The sequence below is a fragment of the Ruegeria sp. AL12 genome, from assembly GCF_056540885.1.
This window is the reverse complement of the sequence record NZ_JBQFXN010000001.1, coordinates 52563-78261: the sequence shown is the minus strand read 5'-3', so window position 1 is coordinate 78261 and position 25699 is coordinate 52563. Positions and strand designations below refer to the sequence as shown.

Genomic DNA, 25699 nt, shown 5'->3' with positions numbered 1-25699 from the left:
CGGCAGGCGTTACTTGAAGCGATAGTTGATCCGACCCTTGGTCAGATCATATGGGGTCATCTCGACCTGAACCTTGTCGCCGGCCAGAACACGGATGCGGTTCTTGCGCATCTTGCCTGCCGTATGTGCGATGATCTCATGGCCGTTTTCCAGCTCGACCCGAAACGTCGCATTAGGCAGGAGTTCCTTCACGACACCGGGAAATTCGAGCGTATCTTCCTTGGCCATGTTGTCTCCATCATTACGTTGCACCCGCAGAATCTGCGGGGGTTTGCGCTTAAATGAGCCTATTTCGGCCTTATTTCAAGGGCGGAATCACCTAAAGAGCGGATATTGTGACCGATTCGACTCGAGCGGCCTGTTCCTCCCAATGGGTTCGGTTCAGCACGTGACCGTCTGCGCGGACCTCGGCGATGGCTGACAGGTCGACATCCGCATAGGTCCAGCCCGGCTGATTCAAAGTGCCTTCGGCCAGCACACCGGTGGCCGGAAACCCCTTGTCGGGCGGGCCAAAGACGCCTCCGGTCCCGGTGTTCTTATCCACCGCCTCGGACCACTCGTTGTTCCCGACCAGCGAGGCCATAACCGTAACACATTGATTTTCCAAAGCTCTTGACATTGCGCCAATCCGCACGCGCCAGTAACCTGAAAGCGCTTCGGTACAGGATGGCACAAGAATCAGGTCTGCTTCGTTCAACGCGCGGCCCAGCAACGGAAACTCGCTGTCATAACAGATCAACACACCGATCTTGCCCAGCGCGGTGTCGAAAAGCTTGAGCGGACCACCGGGGGCGATGTCCCAATCCTCGCGTTCGAACCGGGTCATGATCTGTTTGTCCTGATGGTCGCAACTGCCATCCGGCGCATAGAAGGCGGCACGGTTCACCGGACGCCCAGGGCCATCCACAACCGGCGCGGACGCACCCAGAATGTAGGTTTTGTACGTCCTGGCGAGGCGGGTGTGCAGGTTTTGTACATCCTCCATCCGGTCGGACACGGCCCGGATCGAACGTTCCAGATCGCCGGCAACCTCGGCCCCGTCCAGGGTCGACAGCTCCATCGCGCCGTATTCGGGAAAGACCAGCAATTCGGCCCCCTGCCCTGCGGCCTGGGATACCCAGCGGTTCAGCTTGTCTTCGTATTGCGCCCAACTGTCGAGCCAGTCGAGATCATAGGCGGCGGTTGCGACTTTCATGGCAGCGTCCCCGTGCGGTCAAATTCGCATGACCTTAGTCGCGGACGCAGACCGGAGTACAGCCCATTTACCCTGCGGTCGTCGGATCGATGATCGTGGTCACTTCGGTGATCGTGTTGGCCGGGAACCCGCTGAGTTCCGCATGCTTGTGGATCGCGTCCTCGCTCTCGGCCAGATAGATGCAAAAGGTCTTGTCACCAGCAACATAGGAATGCTCCCACTGTACGCCGGGTATTTGCGCCAGCGCTTCGTTCGACTTCGCAGACGCGCCGCATAGTTCGTCACCGGACATGGAACCGACACCCGGAAGATCGCGTTCGATAACATAGCGTTTCATGGCAATTCCCCCACAGAAAACCCAACACTACCATGATTCGGGGATTTCTTCTGCGTTTGGCATTCAGAGATCCCGGATCCAGAACTGCAACGGCTTCTGGGTCTCGCCCTCTTGCCCGATATCTTTCCACGAAAACTGCGCGATCGCACCGGGCAATGGTTCATACCCCCGCGCGCGCCAGAAGGCATCCAGCGGGCGGTAATCGTCGGGCCGCATCGGATGATCTGCCGGGCGTTGCACGCCGCAGAACGCGCATTTGGTGAAACCCAGCGCGCGGGCGTGGGCTTCGCGGGCGTCGAAGAATTTGTGACCGACACCCTGCCCGCGATAGTCGGGCAGCAGCACCGATTCGGCGCAATAGAAGATGTCCTTCAGATCAAACCCGGTGCCCTCGAAGGCCGCCGCGAAATCTTCGGCGTGGTCGGTCAGAGGGGCGCCGGTTGATGCGCCGATCAGGCGGTCGTCGTCGAATGCGCCCACCACGATGGCCTTGTCGCTGTCGCGGTAGGATTGCAGGTATTTCCGTTCATATTCCAGGTCGCCATCGTAAAGATACGGCCAGGCGTGAAATACCTTGATGCGCAGCCGGGCGACGTCATCCAGGGCGGCTTCCAGTGCCGCTCCGGTCAGGGGGCGGACGGCGGTGACCTCAGCCATTCGAAACCTGTTTGGTCCAGTCCGCCAGGTTGTAGAAAGTGGTGACGCGGGTGATCTTGCCATCCTTCAGGTCGAAGAACGAGCCCGCAGGCAGGCGGTACGTCTGGCCATGCGCATCCGGCAGGCCGTCATCGGTTTCCAGATAGGTTCCGTTGACGATGAATTCGGCTGCTGCGCGGGTGCCGCCTTCGGCTTCGAACACGACGATGTCGGTCAGGTTTTCTTTGTAGCAGCGATTCATGTGCGCGCAGAACGCGGCGAACTTGTCCTTGCCGATGCGGATCTGGCCTTCGTTCACGTGATGGGCCACGTCATCGGACAGGCAAGCCAGCATGGCATCCACGTCACCGGCATTGAAGGCTTCGAAATAGGTTTTGACGGTCTGGTTCATGGTCACTCCGTAGGTTCGCCCCAGCGGTCTTTCAGATGTTTGATAATCTGATCGCGGGTCTGTCGGTAGTGATGTAGCTTTTCTTCGCGGGTCTCGCCCAACCCGGTAGGGTCCATTATTGGCCAATAATCGACATCGAGGTGAAAAACCCGGGTCAGTTCCAGCGCCCGGCGCTGACTGGCGGGCGAAAGCGCCACCACCAGATCGAACGAGCTGAGATCGTCGCCCCATTCCTGCATCTCGTCAAAGGACCGCGAACGGTGACGGGACAGTTCCACACCCACCTCGTGGCAGGCCGCGATGCAGAACCCGTCGATTTCCAGATCGTTGTGCACGCCTGCGGACTGCACATAGGTGCCCGTGCCGTAAAACTTCTTCATCAGCCCCTCGGCCATCGGAGATCGAACCGAGTTGTGGTCGCAACAGAACAGGACCGACTGCGGCAGAGGCGTCACCCGTCAGCCCCCGAAATGCAGCACGCAGATCAGCGTGAACAGGCGCCGGGCGGTATCGGTATCCACTTCTGCCTTTCCCTCCAGCCGTTCCTGTAGCACACGGCTGCCTTCGTTGTGGATGCCGCGGCGGGCCATGTCTATGGTCTCGATCTGGCTGGGAGGCAGCGACTTGACCGCGTCGAAATAGCTTTCGCAGATCTGGAAGTAATCCTTGACCACCTGCCGGAACGGGCCAAGCGACAGGTGAAATTCGGCGGCTTTTTCATTCTCTTCGGTCGCGATATCAAAGACCAGCCGTTTGTCGCGGATCGACAGTTGCACGTGGTAAGGCCCATCAGGAATGACTCGGTCATCCCGATTGGGCAGCGAAAAGCTGTTGTCTTCCAGCAGATCATAGATGGCAACCTTGCGTTCCTGCTCGATCTCAGGGGTCGGCGGCGGCAGGTTTCGGTCATCCAGTTCGATATGCGAAATGCGGGTCATCGTTATGGCTACAATCCTTTTGTCAGCACAGACCTATATCAACGGAATCCAGTCGGCAACGCAGAGATGAGCCATATGTGTCCGGTCTTTGCGTCATTTCAGCCATTCAGGCGATTCAGACGCGCCGTGACAGAAAGGCCGTGCGCCTCGAGGCTTTCTGATTGCGCCAGCTGTTCAGCGGCGGGCCCGATGGCACGCAGGGCCTCGGGGGTCATCTGGCTGAGCGTGGTGCGTTTGAGGAAATCCATCACGCTGAGCCCGGACGAGAACCGCGCGGACCGGGCCGTCGGAAGCACGTGGTTGGGGCCGCCGACATAGTCGCCGATGGCTTCGGGCGTGTACTGGCCCAGAAAGATGGCCCCGGCGTGGATGGTTTTTTCGCTCAGCGCCACCGGGTCCGCGACGCACAGCTCCAGATGTTCCGGGGCGATACGGTTCGACAGGATTGCAGCCTGATCCAGATCACGAACGGTAATGATGGCGCCGAAGTCGCGCCAGCTGGCCCCGGCAATGGCGCGGCGTTGCAGGGTTTCGAGGCGTTTTTCGACCGCCTTCGCGACGCTTTGGCCAAAAGCGGCATCATCCGTGATCAGGATCGACTGCGCGCTTTCATCGTGTTCGGCCTGGCTGAGCAGGTCCAGCGCGATCCAGTCGGGGTCGTTGTCCTTGTCGGCGATGACCAGAATCTCGGAAGGGCCTGCGATCATGTCGATGCCCACCTTGCCGAATACCCGCCGTTTGGCCGCCGCCACAAAGGCGTTGCCCGGGCCCGTGATCTTGTCGACCGGCGCGATGGTGTCGGTGCCATAGGCCAGCGCCGCCACGGCCTGCGCGCCGCCGATGCGATAGACCTCGTCCACGCCCGACAGTTGCGCGGCCAGCAGAACCAGTGGATTCACCTGCCCGTCCGGCGTGGGCACAACAATGGCCAGCCGTTCAACCCCCGCCACCTTGGCCGGGATGGCGTTCATCAGAACCGAAGACGGGTAAGAAGCCAGCCCGCCCGGCACATACAACCCGGCAGCCGAAACGGCTGACCAGCGCCAGCCAAGGGTGGCCCCGACCTCATCCGTCCAGCTGTGATCGCTGGGCATCTGACGTTCGTGATAGGCCCGGATGCGGGCGGCGGCCAGTTCCAGCGCCGCGCGGTCTTCGGCCCCGACCTGCGCCACGGCGTCTGCGATCTCCTGCGCGCTGAAGGCAAGTGTTTCGGGCGTCAGCTCCAGCCGGTCGAATTTCGCGGTCAATTCAATGACCGCCGCGTCGCCCCGGTTGCGGACATCGTCGATGATCTGCGCCACAACCGCGTCCACATCCGGGCTGTCCTCGCGCTTGGCGGACAGCAGAGCCTGAAAGGCGGTTTCGAAATCGGGTGATGTGGCGTCAAGGAAAACAGGCATGATCTGGCACTCCGGGCGTTGCGCCACGGGACATATCGCCCACGGGGCGCGGCCTCAACCCTCAGCCCTGGGGGTGCAGCGATTTGCGCATGGCAAAGCAGGTCAGATCCTGACTGTCGCTGCATTGACCGGTAACCTTCCAGCCGTGGCGCAAATAGAATTCCCGGGCGGTTTTCGTGCCGTCCAGATGCACCTCGGTACAGCCCCACGCAGCTAGTTGCCGTTCCAGCCGGTTGAGCAACGCGGCCCCCACCCCGCTGCCGACGTGATCCGGGTCAACATAGAGCAAGGTGATCTTGCCGGTTTCGAACAACCCACCGACCGCGGCCACCCGCCCTTCACGCTCGGCCAGCCAGATCTGTGATCCCGGCTTGAACCAGCCCCGGATGGTCGCCGGGTCTTTGTTCGCGGTCCATTGTTCCAGATGGTCGGGATCGTTGTTGTGATCGGCCACACAAAGCTGCGTGATCGACCGGATCAGCACGCGGCTGATGTCGAACACATCGAACACCGTCGCCGGACGCAGGGCAATACCCTCGGGCACATTTGAAAACGCCTGAGAAATGCCGCGCTTGTTCTGCATCTATTCGGGGTGCTGCGGCGCCCGGCCGGATGGGGCCCGATACGGGCGCGTGACGTCCTTGAGCGTGGCATCCAACGCCTCGACCTTCAGGCGGATCGCGCCGTCACCCGCCAGGGTCAGCAAGACCTGGCCCGCGCCATCCTCGCCGGGTTCGAACTCGACGGACAGCAGCGACATGACCATGTCCTTCTCGCTGCGATCAATGCCCTGGCTGGCCACGGACAGAACGGAATCGAAGACCAGCACCGACTGCACCCGTTCAAACGGGCGGTCACGGCGGGCGGCGGCATCCTTGTCTTCCCAGCGAAAGCGGTTCAGCAACAGGCCAAAGCGGCGGTGCGACGGTTGCCATTTCATCTCGGTCACGGGAAAAACCGCATCCTGCACGAGGGTCGAGATCACCTTCAGATCTTCTGCATCCTCAGCCCCCAAATTCAGCGGGGCTTCGCGCCCGTCTTCAAAACTTGCGTCCGTCATTCGCCTTTGATCCGTTCGATTTTTGCGCCCACGCCTTCCAGCTTGCGAACCACATGTTCATATCCGCGGTCCAAATGATAGACCCGGCTTACCGTTGTCTCACCTTCTGCCGCCAATCCGGCAAGGATCAGCGACACCGAAGCCCGCAGATCCGTCGCCATCACTGGGGCGCCTTTCAGGGTTTCGACACCCGTGACGGTGGCGGTGCCGCCGTGCACCTCGATATTCGCACCCATGCGCACAAGTTCCGGGGCATGCATGAAACGGTTTTCGAAAATACGCTCTTCCAGAACCGAGGTGCCTTCGGCCGTGCACATCAGCGCCATCATCTGCGCCTGAAGGTCGGTCGGGAAACCCGGGAAAGGTTCGGTCACCACATCCACAGCCTGCACCCGGCCGTTCTTGCGCGCCACTTTCAAGCCGTTTTGGGTTTCGGTGATACTGACCCCCGCCGCGTCAAGCTTGGCCGCGAAGGATTCAACCAGCGCCATGCGCCCGCCCAGCAGTTCGACCTCGCCGCCGCAAATCGCCGGGGCCAGCATATAGGTGCCCAGTTCGATCCGGTCGGTGACAACCTGATGGGTGGCACCGTGCAGCCGGTCGACACCCTGAATTTCTATGGTCGAGCTGCCCTCGCCCGAAATCTGTGCACCCATCTTGCGCAAGCATTCGACCAGATCGACGATCTCGGGCTCGCGCGCGGCGTTCTTGAGCACCGTGGTGCCCTTGGCCAGCGTCGCCGCCATGACGATGTTTTCGGTGGCCCCGACCGAGGCAAAGCGCATCTCGTGCACCGCCCCTTTCAGCCCTCCCGGAGCCCTGGCGTGCAGATACCCGTCTTTCAGCTCGATCTCGGCGCCCAGCGCCTCGAGCCCTTCCACGTGCAGGTCCATCGGACGGGCTCCGATCGCGCAGCCACCGGGCAGAGAAACGACCGCTTGTCCAAATCGCGCAAGCAAAGGTCCCAGCACCAGATTCGAGGCACGCATCTTGCGCACGATGTCATAATCCGCCGTTTGGCTGGTCAGGTTATGGCTCGACATCGCGATCACCTGACCATCTTGCAGCGACGACACCTCGGCCCCCAGCGATTGCAGCAGAGCCGTCATGGTCTTGATGTCGCTGAGACGTGGTGCGTTGGTCAGCGTCAGCGGTTCTTCGCTCAGCAAGGTCGCGGGCATCAGCGTCAGACACGCGTTTTTGGCCCCCGCAATCGGTATCTGACCGTTCAGCGGGCCGTTGCCCGTCACCAGAATCGAATCCATCTGCTCTTATCCCTCGTCCTTGTCGGCTTTGTCCCCAGAGGCCGCCCGCGCCTTGGCCTGCGCCTTGCGCCGCGCCATATTGGCCTTCAGCGCCGCTTTCAGCCGCTCTTCGCGCGCATCCCCGGATTTGCCTTGTTTTTTGGGTGAATTTTTATCCGTCATGATCTTTCTCTACAGGAGGCGAAAAAAACCGTCCAGACACCCTTGCGCCGCGTTTCGTTTGAGTCTAATCACCCGCCCACAGCGCTGCTGTAGCTCAGAGGTAGAGCACTCCCTTGGTAAGGGAGAGGTCGAGAGTTCAATTCTCTCCAGCAGCACCATCTTTTCAATGATTTACGCGACATTCACCAAATCCCAACGCTGTTGGGGTAACACCGGGGTATCACCACGCCAAAAAAATGGGTAGTGAAGCGCTGGACGCTTTCCCCAGCAATCCCAGCCACATGCGCCACCTCAACTGGCTGTTTCACCCTGCGTTTTGCCGTTTGCCTCACGCCCCAGAACCCCAAACGCAGCATAAACCGGGTGCTGGTGCTGAGTACTGAGGGGTTTTTCCAGCGTTCCCAGATACCTGCCGCCTCAAATGGTACAGTTTCACCCGCGTTTTTATCGTTCGGTGCCGCATTCATCCTGCCCCAGATGCCGTGCTAGCCATGGTCAGGGGGTAAAGCCGGGGAAATCTCCGTCCGTGGCGACATCCCAGAACCCGAACCTGATAACCCGTCAAAACAACTGGAAGTTACACCGGAGCGCCCCGCGCTATCCGAGCCTTGTGGGCCGCTAGACTGCGCTCAAAGGTGGTGACGTTGTTTACATTTGCTTCGAAGCGTTTTTTGAAATCGAGATACTCGGGGCAGCGCTGCCCATTTTCCTGACAATCAATCATCAACTCTTCGCCGATCTGATACTCCTGCGTCAGTCGTTCAGTCCTGCTGTCACAGGCAGCGATCACAAACAGTGCAACAAGTGCCATCGTTCTAAGCATTTCAGTCTCCGGGTCAGGTTATGGCCCAGGATTGTCACGAAAGCGTTCCTGCCACAATACATGCCCCAATCCCAGACGGGCGTTTCGCCGCTGTGTGGTGCTACGCGTCGGCGCGCTAGACCGTTATTCTGCCGCTATAGCCCGTTATCCAGCTTTGGCGCGGTCAGCTTTGGCCCGGCAGGAGGCGCTGCAAAACTTTGCGGTGATGCGTCGTATCTCAAACGCTTTGCCGCACCAATCACACAGCCGGGCGCGTTTGCCTGCGTCCTGCTTTTGTTGCAGGCGCTGCTGCTGATGTTCCGCTTTTTTTTGCCGTTTGGCGGCCTCGCGCATCTGGGCTGTATCCGCATCACTGAGGGGCAATCCCTCATCGCTGCGCTGTAGCGCCCGGTTGGCGCAGGCTTTGGTGCAGCAGTTCAGCCGGTTGGCGGCATCGTGCATTGCCGGTACAATTCGGCGTGTGTACAACGGCAAATCCCGCCGCCAGCGGTACGCCGGGTGGGAACGTCGCAGGGGCATTGAATACACCGGGTTGTCGTTCTGTAGCGCTTCACCGCACACCGGGCATTGTTTGGGTTCTGTCATCGCGTTTCCTCCTGCTGTGGCAGCAGGCGTTTGCAATATGGGCATCTGTCCTGCCCTGCGGTTTCCGTCTGTTCCTGCGCTTTCCAGCCCCGACGCCACCACCGGAAAGCGGTGTCCGTCATATGCGGGTTATCAATGATGCTTTCCCCCGCCAGATACGCAACTTTGCCCTGAGTGAATGCGCGTTTCTGGGCCGGGGTGCTGGGTTCATCCGTCATCGGCCTCAATCTCCAGCGGTGCGCCCAGCGCGTGCAACTCATCAGCTGCCCAACGGCGCAGGGAACGCAGCAGTTCAGCCTGCTGAGGCGCTGCGATGCCATACCAACCCTGAGACGCAGCCACGGCCAGCCCTGAGGCGCTTTCCGCGTCGGGCAATGCCGCCAATGCCGCCTCGCCATCGTCAACCGTCATCGCATCCACAAAAGCACAGGCATAATATTGCGCGTCAGTTTCTATCGCCTGCCGGGCATCGCTGCGCCGTTCTGCTGCGTCCGGCATGATTTGCCCTGCCGTGTGTCTAGCGTTCGCCATCGCCGCGCCCCCCAAACACATCATCAATCACATCATCGCCGTTCGGCCCGCCGCCCTCGGCAATCACGTTGCGCTTGCCCTGCTGTTGCGTGTGCGGCAGTTCGGGCTGCTGTGCCTGCTGCTGCTTTTTGGCCTCGCGCCGGGCAATGTGGTGCTGCCGTTCCCGTTCCAGCGTCTCCAGATTGGATAGCAGGGCGATTTCCAGCACGTTGCAGGTCAACGTCGTGCTGCCCTGATACTCACTGCGCCCGAGATAGCCTGAAATATGAACCGGCATCCGTTGCTTCAGGTACGGTGCCAGCGCCTCAGCACGTTTGCCCCAAAGCGCGCAATCAAACGTTTCAGCAACCTCGCCGCGTCCAGACTGCGCCCGGAAGTTGGCAACCACGCTGTTGCCCGCGTTGCTGAGTGTCGCGCCCTTCACGATGAACCCGCCAAAGCTGACGGTTGCCCCTGACTTCTGCACCATTGCTGTTTTCCTCCTGCGTTGGTGTTTGGTCATGCTTTTTTTGCCGCCCGCCCAGAAACTCGGGTGTTGCGCCCGTGGCCATGTTGCGCCGGCGCTGTGAATGGTTGTGCGGGAGCAATCGGCCGCACATCCTGCCCAGCGCTGGGCGTTGAAGCGCTACGGCCTCGGCCCTCGCATCCATTCCCCAGCACCTGAACAACAGATGCCACTGGGTGGTCCGTTGGTGGGTATGTTGCACGGCCCGTCATTCCGGCATCCAATCGCCCGGCCACGGATAACCGGGCGGATATGGCGCGCTGTCATCGGCCACTTTGCACCCGGTTTCTGCGGTGCCGTTTGGTGTCTCAAATCCGCGCGCTGGGGCGCTTCTATACATCTCGCCCCCATTTTGGGGACACTGTTGGGTTGGGGGTGTCCCCATTTTGGGGTTGGGGGTGTCCCCATTTTGGGGACACCCTCCATCTGCCGGGGTGTCTGCATTTTGGGGACACTCCACCACCTCGCCGCCGCGCGGGTTCAGTATCCATCGGGCGGATTTGTCCGGGTTGGTTTCTATGTTTTCAATCGCCCCGCCCTGCTGGAGTTCCTTCAACGCGCGTTCAATCGAGTTTTTTCCGCAGCCCAGCACTTTTTGCAGGTACCGGACTGAACCGCGTATGCCGTGCAGGTCATGCTTTCCATGCCAGCGCGTTGCCAATGCCAGCAGAACCAACCGCGCCGTTGGCGTCATAGCTTTGCCGGGGTTCAGCGCCATAACAGTCTCAGCCCATTTCCGCGCCTGCTTTTGATTGCTGAACCTCACCACCTCGCCCAGCGCCAACCCCGGTTGCGCGCTGTGGCCCTGATGTGCATATGTTTTTGCATCGTTCACTGCATCAGCCTCGTGCAAACGTTGCTGCGGTGACAGTTGGCGCAGGCGGGGGTTCATCGCCCCGCCTGCAACCCAGCCCTCAACCCTCCGCACTCCGGTCCATCGCCTCCAGCAGATGCAGGCCGCGATAGCGGGGCGGTGCGTTCACAAACAGACGGGTGATTTGTGGCCCTCGGCCATCCTTGCGCCAACGCTCCAAGCTACGGACGCTGAGGCCCAGTATTTGCGCGGCTTCGGACGTGGAATACAAAACATCCGGTTCAATCCGTCCGTCTGAGGTTGCCAGAACGCTGGGCTTCACCGGCTGTAGAACCTCACCGCTCAACTCGCCTGGGATTGCACCGGTGTCGGTGTCGTGTGTCATGTGCGCTACCTCCGCAAAGCGTTACCCCTCCGGCATGGCACGGAAACCCGGTTCAATTGGATGGTGGAAAGGTAACTATTTGGCACCTACCAACTAGTTCGTTGAAATTCATTCACGCGGAGCGGAGCGGGGCGTAAAAAAACCGCCCGGCTGGAACCGGACGGGCATTTTAGCGGTTTGAAAACCAGCACACGTAATTTTATGGTTGTCCGACTGCCCTCAACGTCACTAAGTCCTGAATGGCTTTCGAGCTTATGTCGATTGTGAACGGTACGAGACCATGCTCAGCGGACTCGATCTCGGAGATGATCGTGCCCATGGCATTGATGGCTTCCTGCATTTCATCGCTGCGCTCCGTGTTGAACTGCATATTCTCAGGCAGATTCTCGTGCGCATCAAATTCCTCAATCTTGACGTCCTCGACGATCTCGCGGGCGATCTCCAGCAGTCGGTGAGCGATGCTCAGGTCTTTGCGTCGTGCGTTATTCATGCGCCCATCCCCATTTCTGTGGCGATCTGCTTGCAGACCGCGATGTCGTTCCAGAAGTTCGTGTTCTCCGGGGTGGCTGCGCCATGCAATGTGCGCGCGGCCTCAGTCTCTGCCCCGTATGCGTTGAACGCGATCTCAAAGCGGCCAGCGGCGACCTCTGTGGCCTGCTCAACTGACAGGCTCGGGTTGCCCTGCTGGATGGCCATTGCGCCCAGCGCCAAGAACTCATTGGCCAGAGCGGCGAACCCATCGGCCATGTGGTTCATGGCGGGTGTGTTCATGGCGTCCGAAGCGGCCTGTCCGTAGACCGCTGCGCATCGAGTGCCGACGATGGTCGAGTAAGTGACCGGGTCGTCGCGGTTCTCGATCAGGGTGTCCAGCAGCGGCGTCATGGCGGCGGCTGGGGAGGCTGCCGCCGCAATCAGGGCGGCGGTTATCAGATTTTTCATTGGTCCGGTTCCTTTCACGGCTTCAGTGATGTTACGACGAGGATCACCTACAATGTGAAACCAGCATTGATCCTGGATTCGTTCTTCCGGCTGCCTCGCATTCACGGAAATTGGAGGCAACTGGACGGAAACACTTGTGAACTCGTGCCAATCTGTTGCCAAACACTGCCAAACTTCCGGTAATACCAAAGGCTCGTTAGATGCTTGTGGCTGCGCAACGTTGCCGCCTTATAAAGCGCCGCCGTTTCTGATGAAAGCGCTTCACCCTACTCCGCCGTGATCGCATCCCAGCTTCGCACCATGCACGGCCACAAGTGTCTAACGTGATCGCTACCTGACGCCCAACACCGCGCGCAACACGTTTGCAACCATGCGCACCGGATCACCGCCGCGACTCTGATACGCCTCGGCCAACGTGTCCTGCACCGTTTCCACCGTTACGCTGGGGCTGGCGGCGCGCATCACCGGGCCAAACTCGGGCGAGATTTCTTGCGCTGGAACCCACCGGGTTTCCCAGTTTTTCACGGCGCTGGGCGCAACACTGCGGCCCGATTTTCTCAGCACATCGGCCACCTCTTGCCGGGCCTTGGTTTTGTTCATCTGCCCGTGCTGCACCAGAAACCGCACACAGCCCACCGCATGACAGCGCAACAGTGCCTCAGACGCTTGCACCGGGGGCCTGCCATCGGCCCGCGTTTGCGCGGTGACTTGCTCCTGCAACACGCAATCTGCCCGCCGTTTTAGCCCGTCCAGCAGCGTGGTGTACCGCAAGTCAGGCAACGCCTCCTGCACAAACGCCAGCACGCCCCGTAACGCGACGCCCTCCTGTGCCGCCTGTGACACGCCCGGGTTGCTGGCCACGCCCAGCGCATCAAGTAGTTCCCCAGCAGCAGCCGCAAGCCGTTCTGCGTCGCCCAGACTGTTCAGCCGCACATGGCCAAGCGTGACGCGCTCCTGCGCGTTTTTTTTGCCCGGGCTCATCGCGTCGCCTCATGCACGTGCCATTCCCATTGCGTCTGCGCCTCAACCCGCTGCGCCCAAAGTTCAGCCGCTGAATAGCGCTGCATCAGGTCAGGGCGTCGGTGGCCAATCATCAACTCGCAAATCCGTTCCGGTACGCTCAGTTCCTCCAGTCCGGTGCGGTACGTCCTGCGCAGCGCCTGAAACCCAACGTCAGGATTGCCCAACGCGTCCCGCACAGGGCGCAGCAGTTGGGAATAGCCGCTGATGCGTTTGCCGTGCCTGCCGGGGAAATACAGCCCAACACCGGCCAATATTGGCTGCGCGTCCAGCAGGTGCTGTGAATGCACGCCCAGCGGAACCTTCACCGCCTCGCCCATCTTGTGCAGTGCAGCCGGAACCGTCCAAACACCCTCGGCCACATCGGCCCGCGTTATCCACGCCGTTTCACTGCGCCGTTGCCCGGTCAGCAGCATAAACCGCATCAAATCCCGGTGTGTTGGGTTGTTCAGCGTGGCAGTTGCAGCCCAGAACGCTTTGATTTCCTCAGCCGTGGTGAACGTCACTTTGGCGCGCGCATTCAGTTTTGCCGCGCGAGTTGCTTTGGGTTGGCGATACCCGGCCAGAACGTTGGCAGGCACATGCCCATCATTTGCCGCCCACGTCAGCAGCCCAGACAGGCATTTGCGGAAGTAATCAGCCTGCTGCCCAGCCGCTTCCAATGCCGCCATCTGCGCGGTGATATGCGCGCGCGTCAAATCCACCGCTGGCCGGTTTCGGTGGCTGTGCAGGTTGCGGGTGAGGTTGGAAACCACGTCAGCACGTTTCACCACATGCCGCGCCTCCAGACTGCCCGCGTATGCCTCAATCAACTGGGCAACGGTTATGGCTTCCCTGCCGTCTGTCACGTCAATGCCCTGCCGCATCAGCGCCAGCAGGCGCAGGGCCTCAGCGCGGGCATCGGCCAAACTCACCTCGGCAACGCTGCCAATCCTGACATTGCGCATCGGTGCCTTCCGGCCATGCCCAACACGGGCGCGCAGGCAATATGATTTCACACCGCTGGGAAACACGCGCACCAGCAGGCCCGGTGTCTGCGCATCGCGCACCTCATAGCGCTGGGTGCGTGGTTTCAGGTTGCGCACCCGAGTGCTGGTGAGGGGAACCGGCTGGGCCGGTTTCTGGCGCAGGCGCACTACGCCCGGCGTTTGCTTTGTTGTCATCGTCTCATCGCTTCATCAGTTGGCAGGGTAACACCGGGGTAACACACATCTGCGTAGCTGTGGCGGCTCCCGTCATCCAGATAGCAACAAAAACCCATATTTAAAAGGGTTTTGACGGCATGTGGCAGCGTCTGGCAAATAACACACCTCCCTTGGTAAGGGAGAGGTCGAGAGTTCAATTCTCTCCAGCAGCACCATCTTCTCAGAAAATCGCGACGCATTTGGTGGTAAAATGATTGTGTGGCGACCAAATGGCGACCACTGCGCAAGCTTAGTCGCAAAAAGATTCGTTTGCTCAACGCATTCGGCGCCAAGACAATACTATTGAACTATGATTGGTTTCGTACTCGGCGAGGCAGTCGAACCCGTCTCACTCACCCCCGGCAACCCTCAAGCAGGCTGAGCGATTGTTCGCCAGGCTTGCGTATCATTTGAGACAATCATGTACCAATGGTGATCGAACCCAAAACCTAAACCATCCAATTTCCATCGCTGAAACTTCAGAATTTTCCCCTCTGTCTTCAAAAATTTATTGTAACCTCGAATGCCAAAACAGTTGAAACCCAAAAAATTTATATTTCAGGCTTTGTTTCAGCTGCTTATCTCAATACCGCCAGAAAACAGGAATTCATTGATCGCACGCCCCCATTCATGAGGGTCAAGGTTACAGAAAGAGACTCTCGTATCTCCCTCACGGTCACGTAAGCCATCAACTTTACTGGCTATCACGTTCCGCTGTGCTGCAAGCGCTTCGTCCAGCACAAGCCCATACGCCTCCCACCGCGACGGGATCGCGACGACATCGACTGCTTGATAGGCCTCTGCTGGGTCATCCACGTGGCCCCGAAATTCAATGCGCGGATCACCCCCTGCCAACTGTTCAAGGTATGATCGCTGACTGCCTTCACCAAAAATCAACAAACGCGCCTCTGGCGTGCAGGTTGATCGGAAACCCTGAATCAGGATGTCAAAGCCTTTCTGCCGCTCCAGACGCCCGATGGCACCGATTTTGGTCGTGGATCTGGGGGGCGTCGTATTGCGAGCCAGCTGCTCAAGATCAACGGTAGGAGGAACAACGGCCAGCTTTTCCGGCTCTGTCAGACGACGTTCCTTGATCCATTCCGACTGCGTATGGCTGACCGCGACAACCTTATCAAATAAGGAATAGATCACGCGAAGCATCGCAAAAAACCGACGTTTATGCGGGACGTTCAGGGTGGTGAACGCCCGGGTATAGCTGTGCTCGACATGGACCAGTTCTGTGTCGACATGCAAGGCGCGAAGGGCTGAGAACGCTGGCAGGCTTCTCCAGCTTGGCACGACATGGGATACAATGACATCCGCCTTCAGATTGCCCCAAGAAAACGCGGTACGCTTGACCTTCAAAACTTTTTGCTCAACCGCCTCAGACAGATCGGGTTGCGTCATAAGATGGTCGAGCATCCGCATCACACCGCCCGCCGTCGTATCGTCAACCAGATGGAGAATCTTTTTCTTTTTCACGATGATGCCCTTCTTAGATCGACAGAATCTTGGATTTCATTTGCCCAACTCGGTTGATCGGGCCGGGTCCGAACGTTTTCAAAACAATGGCTGCGGCGAAAGTACTGAACGACTTCAGAGGTTCTTCCAGCACGGGGCGGAGGCTTTCGTTGAAGCTGCGCTCAGACAACTCCCAAGCTATGTCGCGGTCGAGGTTGGTGATGGCCCGCCGTGCCAGATAGCGCAGCTGATAAGCACGGGCCGAGTGTTCGTGCCGGGCGAAGAATTCAGGGTTGAGCGGACGTAGTTTCGCGACCATCCTCTCCCACGCCTCCAGTTGACGATCCAAAGCCGCCGACAACCCGCCCGCGCTGATCCGGTAGTGGGTCATAAGCCCCGGAACGCCTTCGATCTGCCAGTCGGTCGTCAACATCAGCCGCATCCAGCATTCGATGTCTTCGGACTGCCTGAAGGTCTCATCGAAGACCCAATCCCGCTCGGTCTCAAAAGTCGGGCGATAGGCCAGAGCCTCAAGCACAGTCTTACGAATAACGGCCGCCGATCCATTGCCAATCGGGTTACGGTTCAGAACATGGGCTGCGGTCACATTCTTCAGGCGGGGTGTTTGTTTGATCCCTATCATACACCCCGCCTCGTCGATCAAGGCACTGCCGGAGTAACTTATCCCCACGTCCGGCTCTTTCTTGAGATGGTGAATATGAGCCGCAAGCTTCTCGGGCATCCACAGATCGTCGGCATCGCAAAAGCCGATGAACGTTCCGCACGCGGCAGCGATGCCGGTGTTTCTGGCGCCCGCCAGCCCTCGATTGGCCTGCTGAACAAGTCGTACGCGCGGGTCGCTTTGATGCGCGCGGGCAATCGTCGGGGTTGTATCCTGGGATCCGTCGTCGACGATGATAATTTCAAAATCGTCATGGGTCTGCGCCTGCAGCGAGGCGAGTGTTTCGGCCAAAGTAGTTTCGGCATTGTAGGCAGGTACGACAATAGATGCGGTGGGCATGGTGATCTCCTTCAGAATTCTCATGAAAACAACGTGCGTTTGATCACTTCCGGCAGGATCGGGGCCAGTGTTGCCCCTGCCGCGGTGGGCAGACCCCGGCGCAGAGGCAGCAGGAAACTACGCGCATGCAAACCCAGGCCGTTGCGTGTATAGGACAGAGCCTGGCTCTGATGCCCCAATCGCAATGCCCGGCGCGCGAGATATCGCAAATAGACGGCTTCGGACGACCGCGACGGGAAAACGCCATATGACGCAGCCGTTTTTACCGCGTAGGCCCGCCCAGCGCGCATTGCATTAAGGTTCGAGGACAATCCACCGGCATTGGTGCGATACCAGACCTGAAACCGGTCGACGCCTTTGATGGTAAAGCCCTCACCTGCGAGGCGGATCAACAGCTCCAAGTCTTCGTTATGCACCGTTCTTGCGTCCAAGCCGCCGATCGCGTTGAAGACTTCGCGGCGGATCGAAAGATTGGACATGGTGCAGACCGGGTTCTCGGCCAACAGGTCCTGAATGGTCAGTGGTGCGTCAGGAACGGTCGAGCACGTCTGAGAATCTCCGGGCTGATCGGCGAAGAACCGGATCTGCCCAAAGACTGCATCCGTAGAGGCGGGTTGGAAGGCCTCGTTTAGCTGCGCCAGCTTGTACTTGTGCCACAGATCGTCTGCATCACAGAACGCCAGTATGTCACCTTTGGCCAACTCGGCCCCATAGTTGCGGGCCGCACTTGGGCCATCAAGCGGGCTGCCAGCGACCCGGATGCGTGGGTCTTGCGCGATGTGATCCAACACCACAGACAAACATGCCTTCGAGGGGCGGTCGCCGACGCAGATCGCCTCCCAATTCGGAAAGCTTTGCGTGCGAATGCTGGTCAGCGTGTCGGCGATTGTGTCCGCATCGCTGTGAAACGGAATGATGATGGTAAAGCGGGTCATTGGAAGCCGAACCTTTCTGTTGTTTTGTGATCCCGAGGCAGCAGCACCCAAGAAGCCGTCAGCATCAGGACAGTACTGGTCAGCAGGTATCCGATCGCCACCGGCATCAGCCCGAAAGGAGCCATGACCGCGGTGTTGAGGATCAGTGCAAAAGCAAGTGCAGCGCTTACCCGCAGCTCAGTGATCGCGCGGTTCTCGGACCGCAGCCAACCCGCTACAGCGGACCAGATGACACTGGGCAAAGCCGCAAGGCAAAGAACAGTGACCACCGGTGAAATCTGCTGCCACTCTGCGCCCAGCAGCAGTGGCACATAGACCGGCGCAAGAGCAGCTTGCAGCAGAACAAGCGGGCTCAGCACCAGGAGGGACGTGCCGAGCCCGTGACGCAGCGCCTTGGTCTTGTCCTCAGCCGCGCAAAGGTGTGGGAACAGAACAACCGAGAAAGCTTGCGTGAAAGAAGTCGCCAAACCGAGCCCGGCGTTGAAGGCCATGAAGTAGATGCCAAGGCTTTCAGCCCCAAGCATCGCACCGACGACAAGTTTGTCGGCCTGTAGACGCAGAACTTTGACAATCTCGACCCCCAGAACGGCCCAGCCGAAACCAACAAAGGGACGCAGGGCGGCAAACCCGTGTTTCGCGTCCGACGCCCAGGGGCGCAGGCGGCGCATCAAGACCAGCCAGATCGGGGCGGCCAGCAACCGGGGCAGCACCAAGGCCAGCGGCGAGGCCCAGAGCAGCGCCAGAAGAGCCGCCATGACATTCGCACCAACCACTTGACCTCCGGCAATGGCGGCAGTCTGTTGCAGCTTGCCTTCGCGCATCGCAAGCGCAGCCTGCACCAAACCTGCAGGCATAAACAGATATTCTCCGGCCAGAATGGCGAGAAGCAGCGCCAAAGTCTGATGCCCCATCGCGTAGAGGACCGCAGCGATAGTCACCTGCAGCAGAAATAGTCCTCCACACCAGCCCCAGAAAATACGATTTGCGGAGTTGCAACGCTGTTCCAGCTCGGCCCGCGGGGCTTGGATGATCCTTTGAACTACACCGTTCTCGGTGAGCGCCTTGAGGATATCCCCCGCCGCAAGGGCAGCAGCAGCCAGACCGATCGCCTCGGGGCTGAGATTGCGGGCCACTACGACGACCACAACAAGACGCGAGGCTTTTGCCGCAACTTCAGACGCCGCGTAAGCCAGCAGGTGCTGCAAGAAACCGGAATGTGCCAATCGCTGAGTCATCTCACCAGATGTCCAAAAACAGTGTTGAGCTCAGTTTTAATTGGCGGCGAAGTCTCTGTCCCAGACGCGGGTGGACAGCCGAACGAACCATCCGGTGAGCGACCTATCCGAATGGGATAGGCGGCAATCCCGATGCCGGTCTGACACATAGGAAAGCACTGCTGTAGCTGTGGATGCAGTTCAGGAGAGTTGAAAATGATACGACATTTCAAAGTTTTGGTTTTAGGAACCGTCAGCGCAATTGCTCTGTCGGGCTGTAGTAGCATGAAGACCCCGCGCAACATCGAATCCGTCGCGAAAGGCGAAAGCTATCAAGCGCAGTACCGGTCCCCATCGCGGCGCCTTGCAAACGCGCCTTTGCTGCAATCGGAGCATATGAACGGGCGCGCATGTCGGTCTCAGGCCGGGGATCAAGGCGCAAGCGCCTTTGCCAAATGGTCACAGCCTGCTCTTCGTCCGCTGTTGGGCGAAAAGCTTTCGCGCAATGACATGGTGCAGATCACAATCGACGGTGACGAACTTCTCAGCGACACCTACGTTGTGTCTCGCGATGGCGACCTGAAGCTGCCCTACCTGCCACCGGTGCGCGCGCAGGGTCGAACAACCGAGCAGGTGGAGCGGGATGTGGCCCGTGTTCTGGTGGAGGCGCAGTTCTATGACAGCACGCCGCGCGTAACGGCGCGCATTAGCGACTTCGCCTCGGTTACTGTCGGCGTGCAAGGTGCAGTGTTTGAACCCCACTCGGTTGAGATCGGAGGCATCCCCGGCGACGCGCTGGATCGAGGACGTCAGGGTGTGTTGGGGGCCTCGACCGAGGCGCGCAACCTGTCGGTTGCCATTCGTTCCGCTGGAGGCGTACGCCCGGATGCTGATCTGTCAGCGGTCGAACTGCACCGTCATGGCACGATCTATCGTATGGATCTGCGCGGTGTGTTCGAAGGCACCGACCCGACCGACATTATGCTGCTGACCGGGGACAAGATCGTGGTCAACAGCCGGGGATGTTTCCAGGATGACTTGATGCGTCCCAGTCCGATCAGCCCGCCCGGTGTAACGCTGTACATGTCAAACCTCACTCAACCAGCCACCGGAAACGCGGAATCGGCCATCGGACGCGACGTGCGCGAAGTTCCCTATGGCACGCGCTATCTTCAGGCAGTTGTCGACACCAACTGCGTCGGCGGAGCCAAGACCACCAATGCCAATCGCAGCGCGGTCCTGTTCACCCGCAACCCAATGACAGGCAACTCGATCGTCATTGAACGCAATATCGAAAAACTGCTGCGGCGCGGGGATCGGGATGATTATGACCCCTATGTTCTGCCGGGTGATGCCATTGCCTGCTACGACAGTAAGGTGACCGGCTTGACCGAGGTTGCCCGTGCGGTTGGTATCGTCGGTGCTGCGGCGCTGCTGGCCCCGTAAATCAATCCCGAGCGGGCGATGATTTCGCCCGCTCCCAAGCGGTGGAGACTGCAGCGAGCTTGTCAGTGATGTCTTTGTGTTCTTTTGCTGCAATCTCTACCGCAACTAACGCCTCTCGAAACTCTTCCGCTCCGAAGGTCGCCGCACTACCGGCCAGTTTGTGGCAGGCCCGTGCGAGGTCATTCGAATCTGACCGATCAAATGCTCGGGTTTCGAGCCATCCAATGAACTCATCCCCTTCGGCAATAAACTGGGCATGAAGGCGGGCAAAGACTTCAGGCCCGACGCTGTCTTTCAATTCTGCCAATGGATCAGGCTGCGCACTCTGCGAAACCTGCATCTCGGGTTGCGTTACCATCGAAAGCGCCCTGCGCAGTGCGTCAATAGAAATTGGCTTGCCGATGAAAGCCGTCATTCCAGCGGCGCGAAAGGCCTCAACTGCGTCTGGAAGAACGTTGGCCGACACCGCAATAATCGGCACATCTGCCGATTGCCCCTGACCGTTACGAATATGATGCGCAGCGGTTGGCCCATCCATCACTGGCATACTGATATCCATCAGGATCGCGTCAAAGCGCTGTCCCTTGGCCTTTTCGACGCCGACCTGCCCGTTTTTTGCTGTCGTCACACAGTGACCGTCCAGCGCCAGCATGTTGCAGATAACCTCGAGGTTGATCTCGTTGTCTTCGACAACCAGCAGGTTCAGGGGGCGAACGGTCTTGGTACTGATTTGAGCAGCGTCAAGCAACTGGTCGGGCGCCGACGACTGCAATGGCAACCGCAACCAGAAAACGCTGCCGGCGCCCAATGTGCTTTCTGCCCCAAGCTCGCCACCCATCGCCTGCGCGAACCGACGGGCGATCCCCAGGCCAAGCCCGGTCCCTCCGGCCGTGCGACCGATTGAGGGATCGCTGGTGTAGAAGTCATCAAAAATGGCGTCGATTTCATCCTCGGCGATGCCAACCCCGGTATCGATCACACGCACTTCGTAGATATGTGCCTTTCCCTGATCCGCAGCTTCACATCTTTCAACCTCAATCGATATTCGGCCGTTTTCGGTGAACTTGATCGCATTGCCTACTAAGTTCAGCAAAATTTGCCGTAGCCTCTGTGCGTCAGTTGCGACATTCGGAAACGCTCCGCCCACCCATTGCCACGAAATCGAGTTGCCGCGCGAGGCCGCATTGCCGCTTTGGCCATCCACCAAGTCCTGCAGCATCGCATTCAGGTCAGTCGGTTCACGCGCAATAGACAGCTTACCGGCCTCAAACCGAGCGATATCCAGCACCGCATCCACATGATTTTGCAGAATCTGTCCCGAGATCTCCATGTTGCGGACAAACTGGGATTGCTGCCTGGTCGTGCGTGTGTTTTTGAGCAGGGTCAGATTGCCCAGCAACCCGTTCAACGGTGTCCTGATCTCATGGCTCATGACGGTCAGGAAATCCGACTTGGCCTTTTCCCCGGCAAGGGCGCGGTCGCGGGCCGAGACAAGCTCTTTCTGATCCGCCACGCTTTGCGAGATATCGCGGACAAAGCCGATAACAATTTCTTCGTCGCCAGCCTGGGCGGATTGCAGGGCGAGTTCGACAGGAAAGACATCACCATTTTTGCGCATCGCCTCAAGCTGAACACGGCCCTTGCCAACGACGTGGCGATCACCTCCGCGCTGCATACGTTCCATTCCGGCGGTATGAGCGTCGCGAAGATGCGCAGGCACGATCAGATCACCGATCAAATGCCCTTTGGCCTCATCCTCGGAATGTCCAAAAATCGCTTGTGCAGCAGCGTTGAACTCCAGCACTTTACCGGCGGCATCCACCACGATGACTGCATCCAATGAGGTCGAGAGGATCGTATTCATACGTTGGTTGGCCTGCCGGATCGCCCGCCCGCGCCTTTCGGCCTTGCGGTTGACCGCCAAAAGATAGGCGCTGACTGCAGCGAGAGTCAGGAACAACCCACCGGACAAAATGGCCAGTTGAAACAGGCTTAGCGCGGTTTCCTCACGGCGCTGATCTGACTGGCTTGCAAAGTAAGAGATCGCAGAGACCGAAAGCTCACGCACCTGCGGAGATATTTCTCGGGCGCCTTGATAGAGATCAGGCAACCCGGTTTTCAGTTTCGCATCTGCCGCATCGATTGTGGGAACCGATGCTTCAAGATAATCAGAAACCTGCGCCAGAGGCTCGGCGAATTTCGGATCAGCACGCAGCGTTTCAAACAGACGCGAAGTGCTCAGAATATCGATGCGGCTGTAAAAAAGGTCGAAACGGCGGCGGACAATGTCCAGGGTTTCTTGCTTTGACTCCGCATCCGATACACCTGCCTCAAGCGCGTTGAGATAGGACAGGAACTCAACCTCAACCTGCGTCAGCGTCCATTGGACGTTGTCGGTTCGGGCAGACTGCCGGTCGCGCAGGTCGGACATCACCTTGACCGACAGCAAGACGACCAAAACAAGGGCGCATAAAACGGCGATACCGATGAGCCAGAAGGCCCACCGGCGTCGCGAGTGGTTTTGGAATTCTCTTGTCAATGTTTCGCCTGCAACAACCACTTCATACTTTATTGTAACCCCACGCTATTTAACGATCTCCAACCTGTCGAGTTGCCAAATACTGCGAGAGTAGATCACCTCGGTCTGGTACTTGGTGTCACTGTCATACGGATAAACAATCCAAAGCGGCCCCTTCTGCCGTCGGGACATCGCCGCGCCGTCCATCTCATAGGCTACTATCGGATCCTGCGCCGAGATTGAGTCCGCAGGGATCTCAACCGCATAATCGTTGATCGCCGTTGCCCGGATCGCAGAGCCCTCTGCCCCGACCCGTTTCATCAAGACCGACAGAGGGACGCCGACAAAACTGGCCTTGCCTTCGGTCCAGATCGTCGAGGTTTCAAAGCTGCGCTGCGGCAGTGCTTGCAACATTTCCATATCAAACTGCGCAGTTCCATCGGGTCCGGCTTGCCCGATGTTGCCGGAAATGGTCAAGACGACCTCCCCTGTCGGGGTCACCAGTTCCTTGGCCTGAGCAGACGTAAGGCAAAAGGTGAAAGCCGCTGCAATGATCGCAAAAAACAGACGCATCTTAATCTCCATCTCTTTGACCCCAAGAAACCAGAAAGAGGTCGGCGGCGACAGATGGGCATGGGGATAAGCACCTATCCGAACGGATAGGTGCCTGGATCTCATGCGGCGACAGAAAGGAGGTTCATGCGCTGACGCAACATGGATTGGAAACCGTCTCGCAGTTCGGCACGCTCCAACGCAAAGACAGTGGTTGCTTCAAGGTATCCAGCGACCGAACCACAATCGAAGCGCTCTCCGTGAAAGGCAAAGCCATTGCATCCCACCCCCCCGATATCCGCAGCTATCGCATCCGTTAGTTGGATTTCGTTGCCCGCGCCGGGTGCCAGGCCATCCAGACGATCAAAGATCGTAGGTTGCAGCAGATACCGCCCGACAATACCAAACTCTGACGGAGCCTGATCGGCGGAAGGCTTTTCAACCAAACCCCGCAAGTGCTGTACCTGCCCTGATTTCTGCGCGATATCGACTACGCCATAGGCACTGATCCGATCGGATGAAACGGCTTGGGTCGCAATCATGTGGCTGCCTTCAAAGTTCTTTACCATTTGCGCCAGGACCGAGCGCTGCGCGTGGATCACATCATCCGGCAGGATCACCGCAAAGGGCTCATTACCGACGACGTCGCGCGCCAGAGATACAGCATGACCCAATCCGCGGGGGCTGTCTTGTTGGATAAAGCTGTATGTCTCATCTTCAAGGTTCGTTTGGCGCAAGCGGTTTAGCAGGCTGGTTCTGCCCCCATCTTTCAGCTTGCGCTCCAGCACCGAGTTACACCCGAAGTAAGACTCAAGCGCCGATTGGCCGGTTGAGGTGACAAAGATGAACTCATCAATTCCGGCCGAGCGGGCCTCGTCGACCGCATATTGGATCAACGGCCGGTCAATAAGTGGCAACATCTCCTTGGTCACCGATTTGGTCGCGGGCAGAAACCTTGTGCCCAATCCAGCGACCGGAAAAACGGCTTTGCGAATACGTGTCATTTCAATGCTCCTGGGTTTGATCAGTAAGCGCCGTTGCCCGACACAACAGCACGCGCGGTCATTGCGATGAGGATGAGGTTCAATAGCGGCGAGCGAGAGCGGACATAGGCCGTATCCAGCTCGACCATGCGGTCAAATCCGACGCCCGCACGACCCGAAACCTGCCAAAGGCCGGTGATACCAGGGCGCACTTGCAAGCGCTCCAGCGCCTGTTCAGGATACGCGGCGACCTCTTCGGGCAAAGCCGGGCGCGGGCCAACCAGCGACATGTCGCCTCTGAGAACGTTGAGGATTTGCGGCAGTTCATCCAGCGAAAACCGGCGAAGAACCTGCCCTACGCGGGTTACGCGCGGGTCATTCTTGGCTTTGAAGCACACGCCCTCACGATCTGAGTGGGCGAGCAGATCTGCACGCCGCGCTTCGGCGTCCTGCGCCATCGAGCGGAACTTGTACATTGTGAAGGGTACCCCGTTTCGACCAATCCGTGTTTGTCGAAAAAAGGCGGGGCCGCGACTGTCCAATCGCACCAATGCCGCGATTGCTGCCATGGGCAGGGCCAGAAGAGAAAGCGCGACCGCCGCCAAAGTGATGTCCAGCAAACGACATGCTGTGACCTTAGAAAGAGAATTGTGTGCGGCACGCCCGAGGAACTCAAAATTGCCCTGTATGTATCTGCGGGCCATACGGCGCGGCTCCATCGCCAACCGCCATGCCCACTCCATCCGGGCGCGGCGAACGATACGCGGTGCCCGGCGCACATTGCCGGCCAGGAAGTCGAACAAAGCACCCACTCCCAACGCGATACGAGGGTCTAGCCGGTGCCGGTTTTGCGTGATCCACAGCTCTTGCAGCGGGACGCCCATTGCAACCAACAGAATGTCAGCGCCCGACTGGTTGATATCGGCGATCGCCTCATCAACTCGCGCAGCCCCCTCGTAACCATCGCGCGCACCAGCCACGGTCAAATCGGGGATCATATGCTGCAACCGGGCCGCTGCCGTCTGAGCTGTTCCGGGACGTCCCCCCAACAGGTAGACCGACTGCCCCAGACGCGCGGCCCGTTTCAATAGATTGGGAACAAAATCAGTGCCGTTCAGGTTCTCGGTCAGCCGGACACCTTGCAACTTTGCCGCGACCTCTACCCCAATTCCATCAGGTAGGATCATATCTGCACGGGCCAATGCTGCTCGGTAGGTAAGGTTGCGGGCCCGGATGTTTGCGCAATGAGCATTCAGGAAAAACACCGTCTGGCGCGTCCCGTCCAGCAGTTTTGAAATCACCTGCCCGGATTGGGCATTCACAACTGGCAAACCCAAAATCGCGGTTTTTTCAAGGGTTGGTCCGGGTGCTGGCTGCG

The 25699-nt window shown here is 59.1% G+C and carries 32 protein-coding genes and 1 tRNA gene; 2 read left to right on the top strand and 31 right to left on the bottom strand.

All coding sequences use genetic code 11. The features are described 5' to 3' along the window. Positions 1-9: 9 nt before the first annotated feature. The 12 genes from infA to ACR0C6_RS00355 all read right to left on the bottom strand — a co-directional run bounded on the left by infA (position 10) and on the right by ACR0C6_RS00355 (position 7405). The gene (infA, locus tag ACR0C6_RS00410; protein ID WP_005978431.1) at positions 10-228 is read right to left on the bottom strand and encodes a translation initiation factor IF-1; all 219 of its coding nucleotides are present in this window, start codon (positions 226-228) and stop codon (positions 10-12) included. Between the two features lie 91 nt (positions 229-319). Beyond that, positions 320-1195, bottom strand: a complete 876-nt coding sequence (locus ACR0C6_RS00405; RefSeq protein ID WP_480617878.1) for a carbon-nitrogen hydrolase family protein — start codon at positions 1193-1195, stop codon at positions 320-322. A gap of 67 nt (positions 1196-1262) precedes the next feature. Further along, positions 1263-1532, bottom strand: a complete 270-nt coding sequence (locus tag ACR0C6_RS00400) for a DUF4242 domain-containing protein (protein ID WP_152458857.1) — start codon at positions 1530-1532, stop codon at positions 1263-1265. A gap of 63 nt (positions 1533-1595) precedes the next feature. Continuing rightward, a complete protein-coding gene (locus ACR0C6_RS00395; protein ID WP_171230692.1) occupies positions 1596-2189 on the bottom strand; it encodes a GNAT family N-acetyltransferase in 594 nt (197 codons plus the stop codon). Beyond that, positions 2182-2580, bottom strand: a complete 399-nt coding sequence (locus ACR0C6_RS00390) for a ketosteroid isomerase-related protein (protein WP_152458860.1) — start codon at positions 2578-2580, stop codon at positions 2182-2184. Before ACR0C6_RS00390 ends, ACR0C6_RS00395 begins: the two co-directional genes overlap by 8 nt. 2 nt (positions 2581-2582) lie before the next feature. Continuing rightward, entirely contained in the window at positions 2583-3035 is a 453-nt protein-coding gene (locus ACR0C6_RS00385) for an arsenate-mycothiol transferase ArsC (RefSeq protein ID WP_480617877.1), read from the bottom strand. A gap of 3 nt (positions 3036-3038) precedes the next feature. Next, positions 3039-3518 (bottom strand): UPF0262 family protein, encoded by a 480-nt coding sequence (locus ACR0C6_RS00380; protein ID WP_152458863.1) that lies wholly within the window; start codon positions 3516-3518, stop codon positions 3039-3041. A gap of 98 nt (positions 3519-3616) precedes the next feature. Further along, entirely contained in the window at positions 3617-4918 is a 1302-nt protein-coding gene (hisD, locus tag ACR0C6_RS00375; protein ID WP_480617876.1) for a histidinol dehydrogenase, read from the bottom strand. A gap of 61 nt (positions 4919-4979) precedes the next feature. Beyond that, positions 4980-5501: a GNAT family N-acetyltransferase gene (locus ACR0C6_RS00370; protein ID WP_480445937.1), complete on the bottom strand. Its 522-nt coding sequence runs from the start codon at positions 5499-5501 to the stop codon at positions 4980-4982. Further along, entirely contained in the window at positions 5502-5978 is a 477-nt protein-coding gene (locus tag ACR0C6_RS00365; RefSeq protein ID WP_152458869.1) for a DUF2948 family protein, read from the bottom strand. Then, positions 5975-7243 (bottom strand): UDP-N-acetylglucosamine 1-carboxyvinyltransferase, encoded by a 1269-nt coding sequence (gene murA / locus ACR0C6_RS00360; RefSeq protein WP_480445939.1) that lies wholly within the window; start codon positions 7241-7243, stop codon positions 5975-5977. The genes ACR0C6_RS00365 and murA overlap by 4 nt, the downstream gene beginning before the upstream one ends. 6 nt (positions 7244-7249) lie before the next feature. Further along, complete coding sequence (locus ACR0C6_RS00355) at positions 7250-7405, bottom strand: hypothetical protein (RefSeq protein WP_170346170.1); 156 nt, start codon at positions 7403-7405, stop codon at positions 7250-7252. An 83-nt stretch (positions 7406-7488) separates the two neighbouring features. Here ACR0C6_RS00355 and ACR0C6_RS00350 point away from each other — a divergent pair. Next, positions 7489-7563: transfer RNA gene (locus tag ACR0C6_RS00350), tRNA-Thr, on the top strand. 419 nt (positions 7564-7982) lie between these two features. Here ACR0C6_RS00350 and ACR0C6_RS00345 read toward each other — a convergent pair. The 15 genes from ACR0C6_RS00345 to ACR0C6_RS00275 form a co-directional block, all read right to left on the bottom strand. Beyond that, a complete protein-coding gene (locus ACR0C6_RS00345; RefSeq protein WP_480617875.1) occupies positions 7983-8216 on the bottom strand; it encodes a hypothetical protein in 234 nt (77 codons plus the stop codon). A gap of 156 nt (positions 8217-8372) precedes the next feature. Then, on the bottom strand, positions 8373-8813 hold the full coding sequence (locus ACR0C6_RS00340) for a hypothetical protein (RefSeq protein ID WP_480617874.1): 441 nt from the start codon (positions 8811-8813) through the stop codon (positions 8373-8375). Further along, positions 8810-9031: a hypothetical protein gene (locus ACR0C6_RS00335; RefSeq protein WP_480617873.1), complete on the bottom strand. Its 222-nt coding sequence runs from the start codon at positions 9029-9031 to the stop codon at positions 8810-8812. Before ACR0C6_RS00335 ends, ACR0C6_RS00340 begins: the two co-directional genes overlap by 4 nt. After that, positions 9021-9344, bottom strand: coding sequence for a hypothetical protein (locus ACR0C6_RS00330; RefSeq protein ID WP_480617872.1), 324 nt, complete (start codon positions 9342-9344; stop codon positions 9021-9023). Before ACR0C6_RS00330 ends, ACR0C6_RS00335 begins: the two co-directional genes overlap by 11 nt. After that, positions 9331-9813 (bottom strand): single-stranded DNA-binding protein, encoded by a 483-nt coding sequence (locus tag ACR0C6_RS00325; RefSeq protein WP_480617871.1) that lies wholly within the window; start codon positions 9811-9813, stop codon positions 9331-9333. Before ACR0C6_RS00325 ends, ACR0C6_RS00330 begins: the two co-directional genes overlap by 14 nt. 244 nt (positions 9814-10057) lie before the next feature. Then, the gene (locus ACR0C6_RS00320) at positions 10058-10741 is read right to left on the bottom strand and encodes a helix-turn-helix domain-containing protein (RefSeq protein ID WP_480617870.1); all 684 of its coding nucleotides are present in this window, start codon (positions 10739-10741) and stop codon (positions 10058-10060) included. A 22-nt stretch (positions 10742-10763) separates the two neighbouring features. Continuing rightward, positions 10764-11048 carry a helix-turn-helix domain-containing protein gene (locus tag ACR0C6_RS00315; RefSeq protein WP_480617869.1) on the bottom strand — a complete coding sequence of 95 codons (285 nt, stop codon included), beginning with the start codon at positions 11046-11048 and terminating at the stop codon, positions 10764-10766. 199 nt (positions 11049-11247) lie between these two features. Next, positions 11248-11538, bottom strand: coding sequence for a hypothetical protein (locus tag ACR0C6_RS00310; protein WP_480617868.1), 291 nt, complete (start codon positions 11536-11538; stop codon positions 11248-11250). Then, complete coding sequence (locus ACR0C6_RS00305; RefSeq protein WP_480617867.1) at positions 11535-11987, bottom strand: hypothetical protein; 453 nt, start codon at positions 11985-11987, stop codon at positions 11535-11537. The genes ACR0C6_RS00310 and ACR0C6_RS00305 overlap by 4 nt, the downstream gene beginning before the upstream one ends. A gap of 330 nt (positions 11988-12317) precedes the next feature. Beyond that, entirely contained in the window at positions 12318-12968 is a 651-nt protein-coding gene (locus ACR0C6_RS00300) for a hypothetical protein (protein ID WP_480617866.1), read from the bottom strand. Continuing rightward, entirely contained in the window at positions 12965-14170 is a 1206-nt protein-coding gene (locus ACR0C6_RS00295; RefSeq protein ID WP_480617865.1) for a tyrosine-type recombinase/integrase, read from the bottom strand. Before ACR0C6_RS00295 ends, ACR0C6_RS00300 begins: the two co-directional genes overlap by 4 nt. A gap of 591 nt (positions 14171-14761) precedes the next feature. After that, positions 14762-15673 carry a glycosyltransferase family 4 protein gene (locus ACR0C6_RS00290; RefSeq protein WP_480617864.1) on the bottom strand — a complete coding sequence of 304 codons (912 nt, stop codon included), beginning with the start codon at positions 15671-15673 and terminating at the stop codon, positions 14762-14764. A gap of 13 nt (positions 15674-15686) precedes the next feature. Next, positions 15687-16673, bottom strand: a complete 987-nt coding sequence (locus tag ACR0C6_RS00285; protein ID WP_480617863.1) for a glycosyltransferase family 2 protein — start codon at positions 16671-16673, stop codon at positions 15687-15689. 20 nt (positions 16674-16693) lie between these two features. Next, positions 16694-17608 carry a glycosyltransferase family 2 protein gene (locus ACR0C6_RS00280; RefSeq protein ID WP_480617862.1) on the bottom strand — a complete coding sequence of 305 codons (915 nt, stop codon included), beginning with the start codon at positions 17606-17608 and terminating at the stop codon, positions 16694-16696. Continuing rightward, on the bottom strand, positions 17605-18843 hold the full coding sequence (locus ACR0C6_RS00275; RefSeq protein ID WP_480617861.1) for an oligosaccharide flippase family protein: 1239 nt from the start codon (positions 18841-18843) through the stop codon (positions 17605-17607). The genes ACR0C6_RS00280 and ACR0C6_RS00275 overlap by 4 nt, the downstream gene beginning before the upstream one ends. A gap of 195 nt (positions 18844-19038) precedes the next feature. Here ACR0C6_RS00275 and ACR0C6_RS00270 point away from each other — a divergent pair, with 195 nt between their 5' ends. Beyond that, the gene (locus ACR0C6_RS00270; protein ID WP_480617860.1) at positions 19039-20268 is read left to right on the top strand and encodes a polysaccharide biosynthesis/export family protein; all 1230 of its coding nucleotides are present in this window, start codon (positions 19039-19041) and stop codon (positions 20266-20268) included. Between the two features lies 1 nt (position 20269). On the opposite strand, the gene ACR0C6_RS00265 is transcribed toward ACR0C6_RS00270, so the two are convergent. The 4 genes from ACR0C6_RS00265 to ACR0C6_RS00250 form a co-directional block, all read right to left on the bottom strand. Then, positions 20270-22807 carry an ATP-binding protein gene (locus ACR0C6_RS00265; RefSeq protein WP_480617859.1) on the bottom strand — a complete coding sequence of 846 codons (2538 nt, stop codon included), beginning with the start codon at positions 22805-22807 and terminating at the stop codon, positions 20270-20272. Between the two features lie 45 nt (positions 22808-22852). Beyond that, positions 22853-23359 carry a putative pterin-binding protein gene (locus tag ACR0C6_RS00260; protein ID WP_254443861.1) on the bottom strand — a complete coding sequence of 169 codons (507 nt, stop codon included), beginning with the start codon at positions 23357-23359 and terminating at the stop codon, positions 22853-22855. A 101-nt stretch (positions 23360-23460) separates the two neighbouring features. Then, entirely contained in the window at positions 23461-24342 is an 882-nt protein-coding gene (locus ACR0C6_RS00255) for a UTP--glucose-1-phosphate uridylyltransferase (protein WP_480617858.1), read from the bottom strand. A 20-nt stretch (positions 24343-24362) separates the two neighbouring features. After that, positions 24363-25658, bottom strand: a complete 1296-nt coding sequence (locus ACR0C6_RS00250) for a WecB/TagA/CpsF family glycosyltransferase (RefSeq protein ID WP_480617857.1) — start codon at positions 25656-25658, stop codon at positions 24363-24365. Positions 25659-25699: the final 41 nt, after the last annotated feature.